20 protein-coding genes, 1 tRNA gene and 1 pseudogene are annotated in these 19110 nt (G+C 61.4%); 13 read left to right on the top strand and 9 right to left on the bottom strand.

What is annotated here, in order from left to right; genetic code table 11:
- Positions 1–392: 392 nt before the first annotated feature.
- The 6 genes from RWJ89_RS25795 (at position 393) to RWJ89_RS25820 (ending at position 6207) form a co-directional block, all read left to right on the top strand.
- Positions 393–1262 carry an ornithine carbamoyltransferase gene (locus RWJ89_RS25795; RefSeq protein ID WP_316031657.1) on the top strand — a complete coding sequence of 290 codons (870 nt, stop codon included), beginning with the start codon at positions 393–395 and terminating at the stop codon, positions 1260–1262.
- A gap of 63 nt (positions 1263–1325) precedes the next feature.
- Entirely contained in the window at positions 1326–2372 is a 1047-nt protein-coding gene (locus tag RWJ89_RS25800; RefSeq protein ID WP_132612326.1) for an ABC transporter substrate-binding protein, read from the top strand.
- A gap of 364 nt (positions 2373–2736) precedes the next feature.
- Positions 2737–3681, top strand: coding sequence for a Bug family tripartite tricarboxylate transporter substrate binding protein (locus tag RWJ89_RS25805; protein WP_168283101.1), 945 nt, complete (start codon positions 2737–2739; stop codon positions 3679–3681).
- A complete protein-coding gene (locus RWJ89_RS25810) occupies positions 3678–4169 on the top strand; it encodes a tripartite tricarboxylate transporter TctB family protein (RefSeq protein WP_168283102.1) in 492 nt (163 codons plus the stop codon). The genes RWJ89_RS25805 and RWJ89_RS25810 overlap by 4 nt, the downstream gene beginning before the upstream one ends.
- Positions 4170–4257: 88 nt before the next feature.
- Entirely contained in the window at positions 4258–5775 is a 1518-nt protein-coding gene (locus tag RWJ89_RS25815) for a tripartite tricarboxylate transporter permease (RefSeq protein ID WP_027667767.1), read from the top strand.
- A 261-nt stretch (positions 5776–6036) separates the two neighbouring features.
- Positions 6037–6207 (top strand): hypothetical protein, encoded by a 171-nt coding sequence (locus RWJ89_RS25820; protein WP_316031658.1) that lies wholly within the window; start codon positions 6037–6039, stop codon positions 6205–6207.
- Between the two features lie 99 nt (positions 6208–6306).
- Here RWJ89_RS25820 and RWJ89_RS25825 read toward each other — a convergent pair whose 3' ends face one another.
- Positions 6307–7398: a DUF475 domain-containing protein gene (locus RWJ89_RS25825; protein ID WP_221946878.1), complete on the bottom strand. Its 1092-nt coding sequence runs from the start codon at positions 7396–7398 to the stop codon at positions 6307–6309.
- A 353-nt stretch (positions 7399–7751) separates the two neighbouring features.
- Here RWJ89_RS25825 and RWJ89_RS25830 point away from each other — a divergent pair, with 353 nt between their 5' ends.
- Both RWJ89_RS25830 and RWJ89_RS25835 read left to right on the top strand, forming a co-directional pair.
- On the top strand, positions 7752–7982 hold the full coding sequence (locus RWJ89_RS25830) for a hypothetical protein (protein WP_017962093.1): 231 nt from the start codon (positions 7752–7754) through the stop codon (positions 7980–7982).
- Between the two features lie 57 nt (positions 7983–8039).
- A complete protein-coding gene (locus tag RWJ89_RS25835) occupies positions 8040–8228 on the top strand; it encodes a hypothetical protein (protein ID WP_163882589.1) in 189 nt (62 codons plus the stop codon).
- A gap of 56 nt (positions 8229–8284) precedes the next feature.
- On the opposite strand, the gene RWJ89_RS25840 is transcribed toward RWJ89_RS25835, so the two are convergent.
- The gene (locus RWJ89_RS25840) at positions 8285–8797 is read right to left on the bottom strand and encodes an MgtC/SapB family protein (RefSeq protein WP_168256379.1); all 513 of its coding nucleotides are present in this window, start codon (positions 8795–8797) and stop codon (positions 8285–8287) included.
- Between the two features lie 232 nt (positions 8798–9029).
- Here RWJ89_RS25840 and RWJ89_RS25845 point away from each other — a divergent pair, with 232 nt between their 5' ends.
- Complete coding sequence (locus RWJ89_RS25845; RefSeq protein WP_316031659.1) at positions 9030–9743, top strand: hypothetical protein; 714 nt, start codon at positions 9030–9032, stop codon at positions 9741–9743.
- Between the two features lie 6 nt (positions 9744–9749).
- On the opposite strand, the gene RWJ89_RS25850 is transcribed toward RWJ89_RS25845, so the two are convergent.
- From RWJ89_RS25850 to cpdR1, 4 genes are all read right to left on the bottom strand, one after another.
- A complete protein-coding gene (locus RWJ89_RS25850; protein WP_316031660.1) occupies positions 9750–10244 on the bottom strand; it encodes a hypothetical protein in 495 nt (164 codons plus the stop codon).
- A gap of 621 nt (positions 10245–10865) precedes the next feature.
- Positions 10866–11060, bottom strand: a complete 195-nt coding sequence (locus RWJ89_RS25855) for a hypothetical protein (RefSeq protein WP_316031661.1) — start codon at positions 11058–11060, stop codon at positions 10866–10868.
- A 166-nt stretch (positions 11061–11226) separates the two neighbouring features.
- Positions 11227–11301 (bottom strand) — tRNA-Val (locus RWJ89_RS25860).
- Positions 11302–11384: 83 nt separating this feature from the next.
- Positions 11385–11747 (bottom strand): response regulator CpdR1, encoded by a 363-nt coding sequence (gene cpdR1, locus RWJ89_RS25865; protein ID WP_003542883.1) that lies wholly within the window; start codon positions 11745–11747, stop codon positions 11385–11387.
- 186 nt (positions 11748–11933) lie between these two features.
- On the opposite strand from cpdR1, the gene RWJ89_RS25870 reads away from it, so the two are divergent.
- Together RWJ89_RS25870 and hisN are read left to right on the top strand one after the other, a co-directional pair.
- Positions 11934–12815, top strand: a complete 882-nt coding sequence (locus RWJ89_RS25870) for an N-formylglutamate amidohydrolase (protein ID WP_221999750.1) — start codon at positions 11934–11936, stop codon at positions 12813–12815.
- 271 nt (positions 12816–13086) lie between these two features.
- The gene (hisN, locus tag RWJ89_RS25875) at positions 13087–13860 is read left to right on the top strand and encodes a histidinol-phosphatase (RefSeq protein WP_221946881.1); all 774 of its coding nucleotides are present in this window, start codon (positions 13087–13089) and stop codon (positions 13858–13860) included.
- 87 nt (positions 13861–13947) lie between these two features.
- Here hisN and RWJ89_RS25880 read toward each other — a convergent pair whose 3' ends face one another.
- The gene (locus RWJ89_RS25880; protein ID WP_131664407.1) at positions 13948–14922 is read right to left on the bottom strand and encodes an alpha/beta fold hydrolase; all 975 of its coding nucleotides are present in this window, start codon (positions 14920–14922) and stop codon (positions 13948–13950) included.
- A gap of 402 nt (positions 14923–15324) precedes the next feature.
- Here RWJ89_RS25880 and RWJ89_RS25885 point away from each other — a divergent pair, with 402 nt between their 5' ends.
- Positions 15325–15795 carry an Hsp20 family protein gene (locus tag RWJ89_RS25885; protein ID WP_003542878.1) on the top strand — a complete coding sequence of 157 codons (471 nt, stop codon included), beginning with the start codon at positions 15325–15327 and terminating at the stop codon, positions 15793–15795.
- 61 nt (positions 15796–15856) lie between these two features.
- Here RWJ89_RS25885 and RWJ89_RS25890 read toward each other — a convergent pair.
- Positions 15857–16905: pseudogene (locus RWJ89_RS25890) on the bottom strand (bile acid:sodium symporter family protein).
- 45 nt (positions 16906–16950) lie between these two features.
- On the opposite strand from RWJ89_RS25890, the gene RWJ89_RS25895 reads away from it, so the two are divergent.
- Complete coding sequence (locus RWJ89_RS25895; protein ID WP_316031663.1) at positions 16951–17805, top strand: LysR substrate-binding domain-containing protein; 855 nt, start codon at positions 16951–16953, stop codon at positions 17803–17805.
- Positions 17806–17861: 56 nt separating this feature from the next.
- On the opposite strand, the gene RWJ89_RS25900 is transcribed toward RWJ89_RS25895, so the two are convergent.
- Positions 17862–18914, bottom strand: coding sequence for a threonine aldolase family protein (locus tag RWJ89_RS25900; protein ID WP_316031664.1), 1053 nt, complete (start codon positions 18912–18914; stop codon positions 17862–17864).
- Positions 18915–19110 lie beyond the last annotated feature (196 nt).

Consider the following 19110-nt stretch of genomic DNA (forward strand, 5'->3'; position numbering starts at 1 on the left):
AGAGTTTTTGTCGCGTAGAGTCGTCCCCCGAATAATAAATTCGGGCGGTCTCGACATTCTTGCGCGGCAGCGCGACCATATAACGTCGCCGATCTTCATCAATACTCTAAATGGGTGAAGGGCGGCGTCAGCCCATAATCCTTTGTGATGAAAGGACAATTCACATCCGAGAAAACGGAGTGTTTTGCTTTCGTAGATACTTTCTGGATCGGTATCATAAAACCGATCGCCGATTGATTTAAGCTTGCGCCGGACCCAGCAGCATGGCTTGGAAGACGAATCGCGAGGATATCCAATCGCGGTATCGAATGTGATTCGCGGTTGCTTCGGCGATTGCCGTGAGGCCAACGAAAGTTATTTTGGCGACGTTTCATACCTGACGGAGATTTTGGATGACAGGTTCGGCCCGGAATTTTCTGGAGTTTCATGACATTCCGGAAGTCGGACTTCGGTCGGTCATCGGTCGCGCCGGTGTACTTGCCAAAGCCTGGGATGAGCGTACGATGCCGCAGAGCCTTGCGGGCAAACGCGTCGCGCTGATCGTCGATGATGGCGGCTGGCGCAATACCACCGCCTTCGATCTCGGCATCCAGGCGATGGGCGGTATCTGCGTGCATGTGCCGATCGGCTTCAATGCCAAGGAGGAAACCGGCGATCTGTCGGGTTATCTTGGCAACTGGTTCGACATGCTGGTGATCCGCACCAGGGAGTTTGCGACATTGAAGGCGGTGGCGGCAGCCTCGCTGCTGCCTGTCATCAATGCGCGCACACGCTCTAACCACCCTTGCGAGACGCTCGGCGATCTTGCCTATATCAACAGCCGGCGCGGTTCCATCGACGGGTTGAAGGTCGTTGGCGTGGCGGCGGACGCAAATATCCTTCGCTCCTGGGCCGAAGCATCGATCGCATTGCCGATTAAGGTGGTGCAGGTCTATCCCGAACGCTGGCACATCAGCGACGCCGCGCTGCTCAATGGACGCTTCCGCGTGAGCACCGATATGGGCGAGTTATCGGATGCCGACGTTATCATCACCGATTCATGGCCGAGTGACGCCGCTGGGGAGGCGCTCGCCGGCCACCGGATCGATACCGATCTCCTCGACCGTTTGCGGGAGGATGCGATCTTCCTGCCGTGCCCGCCGGTTTCGCGCGGCCAGGAGGTAACGGCCGCGGCGATGGAGCATCCGCTCTGCCAAAGTCACGCCGCCAAGGCCTTTCTGCTACACGCGCAGAATGCGTTGATGGAGTGGGTCGCTGCCTAGTCCGGCGCCCTTGCTCCTCCCGGCGCGCTCAGGCATTGTTGCTTGATGAGGAGAGTTTTCATCTTGCTGCTGGCGTTCTGGCCGGGTTTTGCGCTCGCCGATCCGGTCTTCTATCCGGCGAAGTCGGGCAATGCCGATGCGCCGGTGCTGACGGTTTATTCCTCGCTCGACGAGCCGCTGGCGCAACCGATGATCCGCGGTTTCCAGGACGCCAATCCCGATATCGCAGTCAAATATGAGGACATGCTGACCGGCGACATCTACGACCGGATCGTCAGAGAGACGGATGCCGGCAAGAAGACGGCGGATTTCGCCTTTTCCTCGGCGATGGACCTGCAGGTGAAGCTTTCCAACGACGGATATGCACAGGTCAGCAACCTGCCGATGAGTGCTGCATGGCCGAAATGGGCAAACTGGCGCAACACCGCCTATGCGCTGACCTTCGAGCCGGCGGTATTCGTCTATCACAAGCCGAGCTTTGCGCATGAGCCGGTGCCGAGTTCGCGGGCTGAATTCGTCGACTATCTGAAGCGCAAGGGCAACGAGGTCTACGGGCGGATCGGTACCTATGACATCGAGCGTTCCGGCGTCGGCTTTCTTTTCATGGCGCGCGACCAGGAGCAGTTCGGCGACATCTGGTCGGTGATCGGGGCTATGGGGGCTGCCGGCGTCAAGCTTTATTCGACGAGTTCGGCGATCCTCGAACGCGTTGCCGACGGGCGCTTCGTCCTCGGCTACAATATTCTGGGTTCCTATGCGGCCGACTGGGCCTCGCGCTATCCCGATGTCGGCATCGTGCTGCCGAAGGATTATACCGTGGTGATGTCGCGGATCGGGCTGGTGCCGCAGGCCGCCGCCGAGCCAGAGCTCGGTCGGCGTTACCTCACCTTCTTCATGTCGAGGGAAGGGCAGACGATCATGGCGCGGGAGCTGCAGATCCCGGCCGTCAGCCCCGAGGTCGCGGGGGAGAATACCGCCAATACGCTGCAGGAACTGCTCGGCGCCCAACTGCGGCCGGTGCCGGTCAGCCCCGGGCTGATGGTCTATCTCGACCAGGTGAAACGGGCGCGGCTGATCGCGCACTGGAACGAAGTTCTGCGGACGCAGTGAAGGCGTCAGCTTTCAGCCTGATCACCCTCTTTACAGAGCTTTACCTCTCGTCGGATGAGGCTCGCAGCCGTACTTCGGCGGCGGCAATACACTCGCCATTGGCAATGAAGAGCCGGGATTTAGATCGGCACCTGCCAATTACGGCAAAAAAGTGTCGTCTCCTTCTGGATATCTCGCCGATGTCAGCTAAATGACAGGTTGTTGTGGTCGCTTTGGCTACTTCTTCTCCGTGGAGGCGGAGAGCTGAAGCCTTGGGAGGGTATTCCGCTCGTCATTCAGGACGCTTGCGTCCGCTGACCGGCCATTCCTCCCGATTCCCAGAGAACAACAGGCGGTTTGCTCAGCCGCCGACGGAGGACACATCGTGAAGCATACGTTCATCGCAACCCTTCTTGCAGCGACCATCGCGCTGCCGGTCTATGCGGCCGATTACACCATCATCGCTCCGGCCGCTCCCGGTGGCGGCTGGGACCAGACGGCCCGTTCGCTGCAGACCGCTCTGCAGCAGGAGAAGATCTCCGGCAACGTGCAGGTCCAGAACGTCCCAGGCGCCGGCGGCACCATCGGCCTTGCGCAATTCAGCAGCCAGGCTGCCGGTAACCCGAATTCGCTGATCGTCGGCGGCTATGTCATGGTCGGCGCGATCCTCACCAACAAGTCGCCGGTGACGCTCAAGGACGTTACGCCGATCGCCCGCCTGACCGGCGAATACGAGGCCGTCGTCGTTCCAGCTGCATCCGAGATCAAGACCATGGCTGATCTCGTTGCGGCGCTGAAGAAGGATCCGGGTTCGGTTTCCTGGGGTGGCGGTTCGGCCGGCGGCACCGACCATATCACCGTCGGCCTGATCGCCAAGGCTTCCGGCGTCGATCCGACCAAGATCAACTATGTCGCCTTCTCCGGCGGCGGTGAAGCGCTCGCCGCAATTCTCGGCGGCCAGGTCACGGCCGGCGTCTCGAGCTACAGCGAGTTCGAATCGCAGGTGAAGTCAGGCACGCTCCGCCTTCTCGCCGTCTCCAGCGAAAAGCGTATTGACGGCGTCGATGCCCCGACGCTGAAGGAAGCCGGCACCGACGTCACCATACAGAACTGGCGCATGGTCGCCGCTGCCCCCGGCCTGTCGGCAGAGCAGGTTGCAAGCGTCACCGCCGATTTCGAGAAGCTGCACAGCTCCGCCACCTGGCAGGAAACGCTGAAGACCAAGGGCTGGGCCGACACCTATCTATCCGGCGACGCCTTCAAGGCGCAGCTCGAAAAGGATATCTCGGCCACTGAGAGCATTCTCAAAGACATCGGACTTGTTCAATGAGCGAGGATAACACCTCCTCGGCAACCGAGCGCCGCCCTGATTGGGCGGCGTTCATTATTGCCGTTTTCCTCTTCGCCGTCGCCGGCGTGATGGCCTGGGACGCGTCGCATCTGAAAACGATCGCGCAGTACGACCGCATCGGTCCGGCGACAGCGCCTCAAATGGTGGCATTTGGCCTCTTCTGTCTCGGGATCTGGACCGCCTTCGAAGCCTGGCGCGGCGATTTTCCGGAGCGTGACCGGCAGGAAGTCGCACCCGTCATCTGGATCGTCGCCGGTCTTGCGGGCCAGATGCTGCTCCTGCGCGTCGCCGGCTTCTCGATCGCAACAGGCATCCTCTTCGCGCTGACGGCACGCGGCTTCGGCAAACGCAAGCTCTGGATCTCGCTGCCGCTTGGTATCGTCCTAAGCTTCGTCGTCTGGGCGATCTTCTCGCAGCTGCTGCAACTGACGCTGCCGGCCGGCCCGCTCGAACATCTGTTCTTCTGACCGCGCGGGACGCGCTGTCAGCTCTTTTGATTTTGCGCGGCGCCCGGTTGCCAAACGCACGGCCGGGAATGCCGCTTGGGACACCAAGATGAGCACATTCGAATTCCTATGGCAGGGCATCCTGGTTGCGATGCAGCCGATGAACCTGGTTTATGCGCTGGTCGGCGTGACGCTCGGCACCGCCGTCGGCGTGCTTCCCGGCATCGGCCCGGCTCTCACCGTGGCGCTGCTGCTGCCCGTCACCTACAAGCTTGATCCCGGCGGCTCGCTGATCATGTTCGCCGGCATCTATTACGGCGGCATGTATGGCGGCTCGACGACCTCGATCCTGCTCAACACGCCGGGTGAAAGCGCTTCGATCGTCACCGCGCTCGAGGGCAACAAGATGGCGCGCGCCGGGCGCGGCGGACCGGCGCTGGCGACAGCGGCGATCGGCTCCTTCGTCGCTGGCCTGATCGCCACGCTCGGGCTTGCCTTCATCGCGCCTTACATCGTCAAGCTGGCGCTGGTCTTCGGGCCGCGCGAGTATTTCGCGCTGATGGTGCTCGCCTTCGTCACCGTCTCCTCGGCCTTCGGCGATTCGGCATTGAGGGGTCTGACCTCGCTGTTCATCGGCTTTGCGCTCGCCATGGTCGGTATCGACCAGCAGACGGGGCAGGCCAGGCTTACCTTCGGCATTCCCGACCTGCTCGACGGCGTCGAGGTGACGACGCTGGCGGTGGCGATGTTTGCGATCGGCGAGACGCTTTATATCGCCGCGCAGGGCAACCGGATCGCGGAGAAGGTCGAGGCGGTCAAGGGTTCGCTCTGGATGAATGCGCAGGACTGGTCACGTTCGTGGAAACCCTGGCTGCGCGGCACGCTGATCGGTTTCCCGATTGGCGCAATGCCCGCGGGCGGCGCCGAAATCGGCACCTTCCTCTCCTATGCGACCGAAAAGCGGCTGGCGAAAAACCCGGAAGAGTTCGGCCATGGCGCGATCGAAGGCGTGGCCGGTCCCGAGGCGGCGAACAACGCATCGGCCGCCGGCACGCTGGTGCCGCTTCTGACGCTCGGCCTGCCGACGACGGCGACGGCGGCGATCATGCTTGCCGGCTTCCAGCAATACGGGCTGCAGCCGGGGCCGCTACTGTTTGCCACCAATCCGCAGCTCGTCTGGGGGTTGATCGCCAGCCTGCTCATTGCCAATGCGATGCTCTTGGTGCTGAACCTGCCGATGATCGGGCTCTGGGTGCGACTGCTGACCGTTCCGAAGCCATGGCTCTATGCCGGCATCCTGCTGTTTGCGACACTCGGGACGATCGGCGCCAATCCGTCGGTGTTCGAGCTCGGCATGCTGCTCGCCTTCGGTCTGCTCGGTTATGTGATGCGGCTTTTCGGCTATCCGATCGCGCCTGCCGTCGTCGGCCTGATCCTCGGGCCGCTTGCCGAACAGCAGCTGCGCCGGGCGCTGGCAATCAGCCAGGGCGACGTCACGACGCTGGTGATGTCGCCGATCGCGGCAGGCCTGCTCATCGTTGCAGCGGCCGCCTTCCTCATCCCGCTGATCCTGCGGCTGCGCGGCAGGGGCCAGGTGCTCTCGCAACTGGCGGCAAACGAAGACTAGCGCATCGCCCCGAAAATCGGTTCCGATTTTCGGAAAGCACGATGCGCAGATTTCAAAGTGTTAGAGCGTCCTTTGTGCGTCCGAAAGGACGCACGGCACTCTAAGAACAAAAAGACCATCCACCCCTGCCTCGAGGTCGGCCATGGAGACATGCGCCGGCCTCCTGTTTTTGCATGGCTGAGGTGATTTTCTGAGCATTGTGGAGGTCTATGCGCGATGCCATCTATGAGTGGTCAATCATAGAGCAAGAGGAAAAGGACAATGTCCGCACTTCGCAATTCAGTCCGTACTGGCTTCGTTGGCCGCGCATTCGCCGTTCTTGGTGCTGCAAACGCCGTCAGCGCTGCTGTCGAAGCCGGTCGCCGCCCGCGCGCCAATGACCTTACCACACTCGGTATCGACCCGGCCTCCTTCGGTCAGGTCTCCCGTTAACACCTTCAAGTCATGCATGAATGAATTAGCCCGCAACCGGATGGTCGCGGGCTTTATTTTTGGCTGCAAGGGCTTCACACACTGCGGCTTCCTGCATCGTCAGGCGTGAAGTTCCTCCTGCCGGGGGCCATGATCCTCCACCCTTTCGCGCCTGTTGTGGCGGATGGACGACCAGAGGGACAGGCCGATCAAGGCCGCGCCGCCGAGGCCGGTGATAACCTCGGGGATATGGACCAGGGTCTGCGCATACATGATCACCGAGAGGATCAGGATGGCGTAGAAGGCGCCATGCTCGAGATAGCGGTATTCGGCAAGCGTTCCCTTCTCCACAAGCATGATCGTCATCGAGCGCACGTACATGGCGCCGATGCCGAGGCCGATCGCGATGACGAAGAGGTTCTGCGTCAGCGCGAAGGCGCCGATGACGCCGTCGAAGGAAAAGCTCGCATCCAGCACCTCCAGATAGATGAAGGCGCCGAGGCCGCCCTTGGCGGCAGCACTCATCGTCTGCTGCGACGCATCGAGCAGCTCACCGACAACCTCGACCGCGAGGAAGGTGAGCAGGCCGTAGATGGCGCAATGGACGAAGACACTGGCTTCCTCGCCGCCGATCAACCAGGAGAACACAAGCATCAGTGCCAGCACGAAGGCGATCTCGATGCCCCTGATGGTGGCCGAGCGCGCCATCACCTTCTCCAGGCCGCGAAGCCAATGGATTTTCTTCTCGTGGTCGAAGAAATAGCTGAGGCCGACCATCATCAGGAAGGTGCCGCCGAAGGCCGCGATCGGCAGATGCGCATCGTTCATGATGCGGGCATATTCGGCCGGCTCGCGTGCGGCAAGCACCAGAGCATCCCAGGGACCAATCTGTGCCGCGATGGCGACGATTGCCAGCGGGAAGACGATGCGCATGCCGAAGACGGCGATGATGATGCCCCAGGTGAGGAAGCGCTGCTGCCAGACCGGAGTCATCTCCTTCAGCTTGTTGGCGTTGACGATGGCATTATCGAAGGAGAGCGAGATCTCCAGCACCGCAAGCACCGTGCAGATGAAGAAGACGGTCGCCATGCCGCCGATCGTACCGGTCGTCTGCCAGCCGAGCACCGCGCCGAGAACGAGGCCGAGAGCAGTGACGATGAAAGCCCAGCGGAAATAGCTGAGCGAAGAGTTATGGGTCACGGGTTGATTCATGGCCGCACCTCGCGGCCGCAAATCGTGTTGAAGAGGGTCGATGTATGGGAAAAACGCGGCACGCCACAACGGGCACGCGGGTCAGGCATGGTGAGCTTGTTCATCGATGAAAAATCCGCCGGCTAAGCTGCAGGCGGTACCGACATCACGAGAGCGCCGTAAAAACTCTCGCCAGAGGGGCCCGGCACCAAAGTTCCCCGTCAGCCGATGTCTGGAAGGCTGCGGGATAGGCTCTAGGTAATGAACTTCGCGGGCCAGTCAAGGCCGGTCGTCGCACCGGGATTGGGTGATTTTTTTGGAACCATCCCGACGCCCGCCCGTTAGCCCCTGGTTGAGCTTAAAAAAGGAGGCCGATGATGCACACTTCGACCCATCTTCCCGATAAACGCACGGAGGCGTCCGACCGCATGAAGCGGGCGAAGCCGAACCGCATGCAGAAGGCACAGGTGCTGCCGCCGCATCATGTCGACCTGACACTGACGCCCGGCATCTACCACGACATTCACGTGCCGGCCCATGTTACCGGCGCCGATCTTTCCAAGGGCGGCCCCGACATCAAGGGCAATGCAGGCACCAAGAAATAACGGGTATTCCGGAAGCCTCCTGCGCGAACGGTAGATTTGAAACAGGGTGAGAAACATATGACGATCAACTTTGTGCCCCGCGAGATCTTCATCCGGCACGAAAATGAATGGCAGGCCATACGCGAGGCGGCGGACGAACGCATCAATATCGGCAAACGCCAGAAGCCGCTCTCCGTCGGCGGCACGGCATTGGTTGGTAAAAGCGATCCTTCGGCCACACGCGCTGAACGACCAACAGCCGAATGACCAACTGAAGCACACGTGACACGAGCGCCCGGCGTGATGCCGGGCGCTTTGTTTTTCTATTTGTGTTCATCGCGATCGACACGCGGTCCGGAATTATAACCGAACCATTTTTCGAGCTTGCCGAAGGCGAAGAGCACGCAGATGGCGGCGAGCGTTGTGAAAAAGGCGATCGGCCAATAGCCGAAGCCCATGGCGAGGCCGATCGCGCCGGAGAGCCACATACCAGCGCCCGTCGTCAGCCCGTGCACCCGACCCCTTGCAAAGACGATCATGCCGGCGGCAAGGAAGGCAACGCCGGCGGTGACGGCTTCGATGACGCGCAGCGGATCGATGCGCACCTGATCGTCATCGGTAAAACCCGGCATGTGCACTGCCTCGATCGAGATGATGGCGAAGAGAGCAGCGGCAAGACTGATCAGAATATGGGTGCGGAAGCCTGCCGGGCGGTCGCGCGCTTCACGCTCGAAGCCGATCAGCCCGCCGAAGACGATGGCGCCGAAGAGGCGGGCGAAGATGACGGGATAGTGGATACGCGACGCCGGTATTATGTCGGCGATAATGAGATCCATGGATTTTTCCCCAGAACAGATGAAATTTTTCGCTGGCTAACGTCTGAGTCCGGAATTTGTTCAGCTTTTTCCCCTCGTGCGTTTCGATGGGCCCGTTGGTCTCTCCGGTGCGCACCGGCGCGTTCATGTCATTGGATTGAAAGTTCGACGAACCAGGCATCATCCTGTCGCCGCGCCAACCTTTCGGAAAGGATTGGGCAGCGATAATCCCGGCCTCACGGGAATCGGACAGATGGCCAAGACAACGACACGCGGCCGCCGCAAGGCGCCGGCGAGAGGAAAGAGCAAAGCGCGCAGCAGCGGTGGCGGATTGCTGCCCTGGGCGGTGATCGGCATTGCCGCGATCGGCGGCATCGTCGCCCACGACCATTGGAAGAGCATCCAGCCGATGCTTGCAAGGCAATCGACGCCGATCACACGGGACACGGCGGAGCCGAGGCCTGTCGTCAAGAAGGACGCGCCGCCGAAACAGGTGGCGCTTGCCGCACCCACGCCGAAAGTCCCAGTGCCGCAGCCGCTGCCGCCGGCCGCGATCCCGACGCCGATGATCCAGCCGATAAAGGCAGTGCCGTCGCCGGGCCCAACTGCCGTTTCGCAAACCGGGACAGTCGCCTTCGGCTATTGCGGGCAGGGCGCCCATATCAATTGCGTCGGCGACGGCGGCGTCTTCTGGTACAAGGGCGAGAAGATCGTGATTGCCGACATGGCAAGCCCTGTCGTCGATCAGGCGCGCTGTGACGGCGAGCGCCGGGTGGCCTTTGCCGCCAAGTCGCGGCTGCTGGCGCTTCTGAACGCCGGGCCCTTCACCATGAATGCGGCGGGTAAGGCCGAACCCTCTGGCGCGCCGCGCGTCGTCTCGCGCGACGGGCGCTCTTTCGGCGCGCAGCTGATCAATGAGGGCCTGGCACGCAAGCCAGGGGCCGCCGGCAGCGCCTGGTGCGCCTGAGGGCGGCTACTTACCCTTCTTCATCAGCTTGCCGCCAGTGCGGAAGCTGCCGGTGAAGGAGGAGTCCTTGCTTTCGGCGGTGCATTCGATCGCGATCGGCTTGCCGGCATAGGGATTGCCGAAGGTGCAGAAGCCGGCGACCTTGACCTCTCCGGTCATCTTGTTGCCGACACCCGTGGTGACGAGGCTGAGCGGCAGGCGGGCATTGCCGTTGGAGGCAGGCTTGATGCCGCTGCCGTCGCCCTGAAAGCCCAGCGCCTTGCCATCCGAGGTGAAGATGAAGGTCACCACGCCATTGGCCAGCGTGACGCTGGCAAGCTCGTTCTTGCAGCCCTTGGTGGCGTCGAATTTGGCGACGACCAGCTTGGCGCATTTGCCGGAAAGCGTAATGACGCCGGGCGCACCAGGAAAGGTTTCGGCGGGCGCGGGCGGCGCGGCAGAGGCCGGCAAGGCGAGGACGGCGGAAAAAAGGGCGGCAGCGGCAAGCGCGGATAACTTCATTTCGATCTCAAACCCCATGTCGTGGCGAGGCGAATCATTACCTCACCCTCGGTTCGCCATGGCATGGCTCTGTGTCCGAATTTGGCGCCGTTGTTGCTGAGGCGCAAAAATTTTATCGGCCGCGGGGCTGGCTCGGCGATCGGCGGCAGATCAGTAAAAAGTTGGTTGAGCTTGCTGGTTACAAGGTCCGGTAATGACATAGGCTGCCGGACATCGGCAACGAACCGATGTGACACGACAGTGGCAACACACTCATCGAGGTGCCGTCTTGGACGCACGTCTGGTCAAGGGGAATGGGCCCAGGCAGGGAGGTCCAGGCCCATTCTTTCCCGATCGGAGGTCAGTCAGATCAGGAATTTGTAGCTGCCGGTCCAGAGCATGATGCCGAAAAGTGCGAACGGTTTTCGGATGACATCCTGTTCTAGCCGGCAGGGTTTGCCGGGGGCATGCCGATGTCGGGCCACAGGTTCTAATTGGCGCTGATTGGTGTTTGACGATACGTCGCCTCGACGCGAAGCGACGAAGATCTGGCACGCAGTTTTGCTGGAATTGCTCTATCTGCCCTTTTCACCAGCTTGCCGGCGGCCGCTCGGGCGTCGAACGGAAAGAGAGATCGTCTCGCTAGGGATTTTTGAAATCCTCCCAGAGGATCGCTGCTCCAGCCGCGAGGATCGTGATCGGAATCAGCCAAAGCTTGATGCTGACGGGTTCGACGACATGAAACTGCATATAACCGAAACCGAGGAGGCCAGCCCCAACCAGGGCGACGCCGAGGATTATCGATATCGCCTTACGTGTCCGCGTCCTTTGCGTCATACCTCCCTCAATTTGCGACGTGTGGGGCTATCCCACAGCCAAGTGAATCCGGCCCATCATATGCGAGCCCTCGCTCCGCAAGGTGCTGGATCTGGAACGCGTGCCAGGCTCAGGAAAGAGAAAATCCCCAAGGCGGGGATTTGTCAACGATGTCAGGGGGATCGGATGGTGGGCGTGACAGGGATTGAACCTGTGACCCCTACGATGTCAACGTAGTGCTCTCCCGCTGAGCTACACGCCCATCCGATGGCGGCGCATAGATCACAAAACCTTCGGAGCCGTCAATAGGCTTTTTTCAGTTTTGTGACGCGCCGCCCGCAGGCCTTACGCGGCAAGCATCTTGTTGACCTCGTCGACGAGGTCGCGCAGGTGGAAAGGCTTGGAAAGGACCTTTGCATCCTTCGGCGCCTTCGAATCAGGGTTCAGCGCCACCGCGGCAAAACCGGTGATGAACATCACCTTCAGGTCGGGGTCGAGTTCGGTGGCGCGGCGCGCCAGCTCGATGCCGTCCATCTCGGGCATGACGATATCGGTCAGCAGCAGGGAAAACGGCTCCTCGCGCAGCCGGTCATAGGCGCTAGCGCCATTGTCATAAGAAAGGACCTTGTAGCCGGCCTTTTCGAGCGCTTTCACCAGGAAGCGGCGCATGTCGTTGTCGTCTTCGGCGAGAAGTATCTTCTGAGTCATCAATCCAGACCGCGATCCATAGGTTTTTGGTGGCTGCCAGCCGTTTACACTAGTCTCGCTCCGGTAAACAACCGGTGAATTGCCTGTGCGTGACCGCCATCCCTTCTACATAGTATGGACTTGCGGCCGGGCAACTGGCAACATACGCGAAGCAGTCAGTTCTTGACATGGTAAAGAGGGCCGAAAGTGCCGGAAATACGCGAATACGAGCTTTTTGAGGTCCATGAGCCCGTGTCGCAGACCATTCCCTTCGTCTACAACTCCCCCCATAGCGGCCGTATTTATCCACCGGAATTTATGGCTCAGTCCAGGCTGGAGGGCATCGCCATCCGCCGTTCCGAGGATCACTATGTCGACGAGCTCTTCGGCTCGGCGGTCGCACTCGGTGCGCCGCTTTTGGCGGCCAACTTCCCGCGCGCCTATCTCGACGTCAATCGCGAACCCTACGAACTCGATCCGCGGATGTTCGACGGGTTGCTGCCGCCCTATGCCAACGTCAATTCGCTCAGGGTCGCCGGCGGGCTCGGCACCATTCCGCGCATCGTCGCCGAGAACATGGAGATCTATGCGCGGCGCCTGCCGGTGCAGGAGGGGCTCGACCGGGTTGAAGCGGTCTACAAGCCCTATCATGCGGCGCTCCGCCGGCTGATCGCGCGAACGCATGTGCAGTTCGGCTTCGGCGTGCTGATTGACTGCCACTCGATGCCCGGCAATGTGCGCGTCGCCGGCAGCACTGCGCGGCCCGATTTCATCATCGGCGATCGCTACGGCACCAGCGCTTCGGCCGAACTTTCGCGCGCGGCCATCGCCATCCTCGAGGAGATGGGTTTTGCGGCGATCCGCAACAAGCCCTATGCCGGCGGCTTCATCACCGAACATTACGGCCGGCCCTCGCGCGGCCTGCACGCGCTGCAGATTGAGGTGAACCGGGCGATCTATGTCGATGAGCTGACGCTGGAGAAACGCGACGATTTCGCCGCGGTGGCCGATGCCGTCGCGGACTTCATGCAGCAGATGGCGGACTATGTCGAGAAATTCGCCGGCGACCGGGCGCTGGCCGCCGAATAGATCCGTTTTTCGATTTTGCTGACGTGTGGCCTTCCCCGGCCAAAAAAAACCGCGCTTGTGAGCGCGGCTAAGTCTAGGGAGGAAACACCCAAGGAGGGTATTTACAGTCAGAAGACTGTATGAAGACGGTACTATTGCATTGCACAAATGTCAAGCAATTTATTGCGCTGCGATATCTTTGTGCAACTAAACTCAATTTGCCTGCTGCGTTTGCATTTCCGTTGCTTTTCGCTATGAAAAGCGCCACTCCCGCCAGCCAAACGGATCCAACATGTTTCCTGACCGTTCGTTCTTCAATCGCCTGGCGGAGGCTGCCCGCGCCGAAACGCTGCCGCGTTTCCGCTCCGGCCTCGATGTCACGAACAAGCTTTCTTCCGGTTTCGATCCGGTGACGGAGGGCGACCGGGCGGCCGAACTCGCCATCCGGGCGCTGATCGAAGAGAATTTCCCCGACCACGGCATTCTCGGCGAGGAACATGGCGATATCGGGCTCGACCGCGAATATGTCTGGGTGATTGATCCGATCGACGGCACCCGCGCCTTCATCTCCGGCGTGCCGGTGTGGGGAACGCTGATCGGCCTGCAGAAAGCGGGCCGGGCGATCATGGGCATGATCGAGCAACCCTTTACCGGCGAGCGCTATTTCGCCGACCAGAACGGCTCGATCTATATCGGGCCGGAGGGCGAGCGACGGCTGGCGACGCGCCAGTGCGACACGCTTTCGAATGCTATCCTGTTCACCACCTCGCCGCATCTCTTTGCCGGCGAGGAGATGGAGAAATACCGCGAGATCGAAGGCCAGGTGCGGCTGTTCCGCTACGGCTGCGACTGCTATGCCTATGCGCTGCTTGCCGCCGGCCATATCGATCTGGTCGTCGAAAACAGCCTGAAGCCTTATGACGTCGGCGGCATCATTCCCGTCATCGAGGGGGCGGGCGGCATCATCACCACCTGGGACGGCGGACGGCCGGAAAACGGCGGCTCGATCATCGCCGCCGGCAGCCGGGCAGTTTACGAACAGGCAATCGCCATCCTGCAGCGCTGATCCCGATCAGCCGTGCTGATCCTTGGTCAGCAGCGCCGATCCCCCGGTCGGCAACGCTGATCCCCCGGTCGGCAAAGCCGATCCGGTTCACGTACCGAGGGCGGCGACGTCCTGGTTTTCTTCGGCATCGCTGCCGGGAATAAAGGCGTGGAAGGCGGCAAGGGCGGCAGCGCGATAGATATCGCGCTCCTGGAAGATCTCGTGACGAGCACCGTTGATCGGCACCAGCTGGCCGGCGCGGAAGTAACGCGAGAGCCGCTCCTGCGCCGTGTAGGGCACGACACCGTCACGCGTCGGGGCGATGACGATGGTCGGGATGGTGATCGAGAAGAGATGGTAGGGTGAGGTGACCCGGTCCATCGTGCGGAAAGCCTCGATCAGCCAGCGGGCCGTCGGCGGTCCGAGCGTCAATTCCGGAAAGGCCTTCATCATTGCAACATTGCGCTCGAAGCGGTGTTCGTCCGAGGTTAGCGGATTGTCGCTGAAGTTCGGCTCCTTCAGTTTCGAGGTGAGCGGCAGGAAGCCGAGGCCGACGGCGGTCAGCGTGCCGGCGAGAGCGCGGATGACGCGGGGCGACGCCGACTGGCCGGTCAGGCCGATGAAGGGCGCCGACAGCACCATACGATCGATACGGGTGGTGAGATAGGGCGCGGCCGAGAGTGCGATCAGGCCGCCTGTGGAATGGGCGAGCAGATAGAAGGGCAGGCGGGTATCCGGCAGCACCACCTTTTCCAGGAAGGTATCGAGATCACGCTCGTAATCGGCAAAGCGGCGGATGTGGCCGTGGTTGCGGCGCTTCATGAGCCTTGATGAACCGCCCTGGCCGCGCAGGTCGAAGGTCGCGACCCAGAGACCCTTGGCCGTCAGGTCGCGGATCGTTTCGAAATATTTCTCGATGTATTCGTTGCGGCCGTGCAGGATGACGACGGTGCCCTTGGCAATCTGGCCGCTCGAGCGGAAGACGGCGTAACGCAGCTGCTGGCCGTCATGGGTTTCGAAGAACCCCTCCGTGCGGTTTTCCGGGGCGGGATTATCGGGCGTCGAATAGAGAACCTGATCCATGACTTTGCCAATGCGCCGCTGCTGACTGCTTCGCATCAGGGATAGCGCATGGCATCCGGCTTGGAAAGCGGTGGGGAAAAGGGCCGGCAGGAGCATGAGGGTGCTCGCGGCCGGCCGGAGTTGAGGCTGAAGAAGAAGGGACGATGCACTCCAGCCATCGGGACCAGATTCACCCGACGCCTAAGTCCTAGGCGAATGCGCCTGAACGTGCTCCGAACCGGTCGTTCATGCGGGGTTCACGGGCCGATCAAGGCGATTGCAAAAGGTCTTGAACTCCTCGAATCCCATCACCATTTCCTTTCTGCGGGTGCCGAACAGGGCCTGCGCAACCGTCCCAAGGCCGCCAATGATGGGGTCTCAGGGGCATTTCATCGCAACACGTCGCTTCCACAGGAGGACATCATGCGTCACGTAGACTTCTCTCCCCTTTATCGTTCGACCGTCGGTTTCGACCGGCTTTTCACCATGCTCGACAGCCTTGCCCAGCCGGAGCAGGCGCAAACCTATCCGCCCTATAATATCGAGCGCACCGGTGAAAACACCTATCGCATCACCATGGCCGTTGCCGGTTTCGACGAGACCGAACTTTCGATCGAAGCCCATGCCCATGTGCTGTCCGTGAAGGGTGAAAAGAACGAGGAACCTGCCGAAAGCGGCGAATTCCTCTACCGAGGCATTGCCAAGCGCGCCTTCGAGCGCCGCTTCCAACTTGCCGATCATGTCGAGGTGACCGCCGCTTCGCTGAAGAACGGCCTGCTGCACATCGATCTTCTGCGCAATATTCCCGAGGCCATGAAGCCCCGCAAGATCGCGATTGCCGCAGAACCGGTCGAGGCTCCGAAGGCCATCGAAGCGCAGATCATCAACGGCTGATTGATCCCCCTTACGGGTAAAACGGACGGCGCTCCTATGGGGCGCCGTTTTTTATTTGGGCTCAGGCCGGGCTGGTTGCCTCGTCGATTTCCTTGTCCGTTGCGCGGCGGGCCGCGGCGGCGGCGTATTTCTGTGCGATGACGGCGCAGACCATCAGCTGGATCTGATGGAACAGCATCAGCGGCAGCACGATCGCGCCGATCGACTGGCCGGCGAAGATGACGTTCGCCATCGGCACGCCGCTTGCGAGGCTCTTCTTCGAGCCGCAGAAGGTGATGGTGATCTGATCGGCCTTGTTGAAGCTCAGCCACCGGCTGCCGAACATCGTCAGCACCAGAACAATTGCCAGCAGAACCATGTCGGCGACGATGACGACGGCGATATCGGCGATCGAGAAGGTGTGCCACAGGCCCTCGACGACAGCCGTGCTGAAGGCGAGATAGACGACCATCAGGATCGAGCCGCGGTCGACAGGCATCAGGATCTTCTTCTTGGCGCGAATCCAGTCGCCGATCCAGGGCTGCAGGATCTGGCCGATGATGAAGGGGGCAAGCAGCTGCAGCAGGATCTGCTCTAATGCGTCGAAGGAGAAGCCGCCATGGCCGCCGACGGAAAACAGCAGGCCGACGAGCAGCGGCGTCAGGAACATGCCGAAGATGTTGGATGCCGAGGCCGAGCAGATAGCGGCGGGCACGTTGCCGCCCGCCATCGAGGTAAAGGCGATCGACGACTGCACCGTCGACGGCAGCACGCAGAGGAAGAGGATGCCGAGATAAAGCGGCTGCGGCAGGATCGTGTCGGGGATCAGCCCGAGCGTCATGCCGAGCAGCGGGAAGATGCCGAAGGTCGTCAGCAGGATGGCAATATGCAGGCGCCAATGCAGCAGGCCTGATAAGACCACGTCGCGCGACAGGCGGGCGCCATGCAGGAAAAACAGCAGAGCGATGGCAAGGTCGGTGGCGATGCCGAAATAATCCGCGAAGGTACCGCTTGCCGGCAGCAACGAGGCGAGGATGACGGTGCAGACGAGCAGGATGGTGAATGTATCGGGCAGAAAGCGGCGCATGGCGGTCTCGCGCTTGATAAAACAGTCATTGTTCTGTCGTCCATTATGATCCAGGATGCAAGGAATAACAGTTATCGAGAAGCTGGATCATGTTGGACCTTTCGCAATTGCGCAGTTTCGTCGCCGTCGAACAGATGGGCAGTTTCACGCTCGCCGCAGAAAGGCTGGGCCTCGGGCAGTCGACAGTCAGCCAGCACATTCAGCGACTGGAGGCAGCACTCGGGCGCAGGCTGCTGGCACGCGACACGCATAAGGTGATGCTGACCGGCGATGGCGAGGCGCTGCTGTCGCATGCGCGCGCCATGCTTTCGATCGAGGGGCAGGTACAGTCGCTGTTTAAGAACAACAGCCTGCGCGGCAGTCTGCGGCTCGGCGTGTCGGAGGATTTCGTCACCAGCCAGCTGCCGGCGGTGCTCGAGGATTTCGTTCGTTCGCACCCTTCGGTAGACCTCGAACTGACAGTGGCGCTGTCCGGCGTTCTTTACGAGATGCAGGACAATGGTGAGATCGATCTGGTGCTCGCCAAGCGCCGGCTAGGAGATGCGCGCGGAAAACTCGTCTATCGCGAGCCGCTCGTCTGGCTGGCGCGCGATCCCGAGCGTGTGCTCGCTTCCGGTCCTCTGCCGCTGATCGCCTTTCCGCCGCCGAGCGTCACGCGCGCAATCGCGCTCGAAGCACTCGGACGGAACAGAGTGCCGTGGCGGATCGTCTGTACCTGCGGCAGCCTGAGCGGGCTAACGGCAGCGGCGCGGGCCGGGATGGGCGTGCTGGTGCAGCCGCGCAGCATGGCGCCGTCGGGCCTGAAGGAGATCGCTGCGGGAAAGCTTCCGGCGCTGGAGGATGTGGAATTCGTGCTGGTGCCGCGCAAGGGAGCGGATCAGGCGCTGGTTTCAGCACTGTCGGAGGATATTCTGCAAAAGGTGAGGGGGCTGAGGTCGGCGTGAAATCCTTGCCCGTCATCGAAAGGCCTGCCGGGTCGGCAGGTCTTTCCGGCAGGCGATCAGGCGGCCAGGCATTTCAGGAACCCATCGACATCCGCTTCCGTCGTCGCGAAGCTGGTGACGAGGCGGATCAGGGTTTCGCTTTCGGAAACGAGTTCGGGCGCTGCTGCCGGGACTGGCCATTCGTAAAATTTCGCGCCCTTTTCCTCGGCAGTTTTTGCAGCACTCTTGTTGACGACGGCAAAGACTTCGTTGGACGCGGTCGGCCAGGCGAGGCGGGCGGAGTTGCTCGTGCCGATGCCGGCGCGCAGCCTGTCGGCCATGCCGTTCGAATGGCGGGCGAGATCGAGCCAGAGGCCATCTTCGAAATAGGCGTCGAACTGGGCGGCGATGAAACGCGACTTGGAGAAGAGCTGGGCGGCGCGCTTGCGGATGAAGGGCATTTCCCGGGCCTGATCCGGATTGAAGAAGACGATCGCTTCGGCACACCAGCAGCCATTCTTGGTGCCGCCGAAGGACAGCATGTCGACGCCGCGTTTCCATGTCATTTCGGCCGGGCTGGCGCCGAGCGCCACCAGCGCGTTGGCGAAGCGGGCGCCGTCCATGTGGAGCGGCAGATTGCGCTTCCTTGATATGGCGGCGATCTCGCCGATCTCCGGCAGGGAATAGACGGTGCCGATCTCGGTCGCCTGGGTGATGGTCACCGCGCTGGCGCGGCCGTGATGGACGGCGTCCTCGGGAAAGCTTGCGATCTTCGCCGAAAGCTTTGCCGGATCGATCTTGCCGGCTTCGCCGTCAACGGCAACGAGGCGGGCGGAGCCGGAGAAAAATTCCGGCGCACCGCATTCATCCTCGATCACATGGGCCCCCGAATGGCAGAAGGTGATGCCGCCGGGCCGCTGGACGCTTGCCAGCGACAGGGAGTTGGCGGCCGTGCCGGTGGCGACGAAGAAGATCGAAACCTCACGCTCGAAGATCTCGGAAAAACGGGCCTCGACCTTCCTGTCGAGATCGCCGGCGCCATAGGCCGCGGCAAAGCCGCTCGATTCCGTCAGCAGACGTTCGGCAATGGATTTGTGGGCGCCGGCCCAGTTATCGGAAGCAAAGAACATGGGGGAAACCGTGGGAAAGGAAGGGGTTGGCAAAGTCCGCAGCGGACATTACGCCAAAGCTTCACAGGATCAAGGTTGTCGCCCGCGACACATCACAGAAATTGAACTACGCAATCAATAAACAAAATAGTACTGCTTGACGTAATTTTCTTTCGTCATCGCCGCTGCACAGGCAATCTTCCGTCGCAAATTGACG

Source organism: Rhizobium sp. 10PS4, assembly GCF_032464805.1.
GTDB classification, from domain to species: Bacteria; Pseudomonadota; Alphaproteobacteria; order Rhizobiales; family Rhizobiaceae; genus Rhizobium; species Rhizobium laguerreae.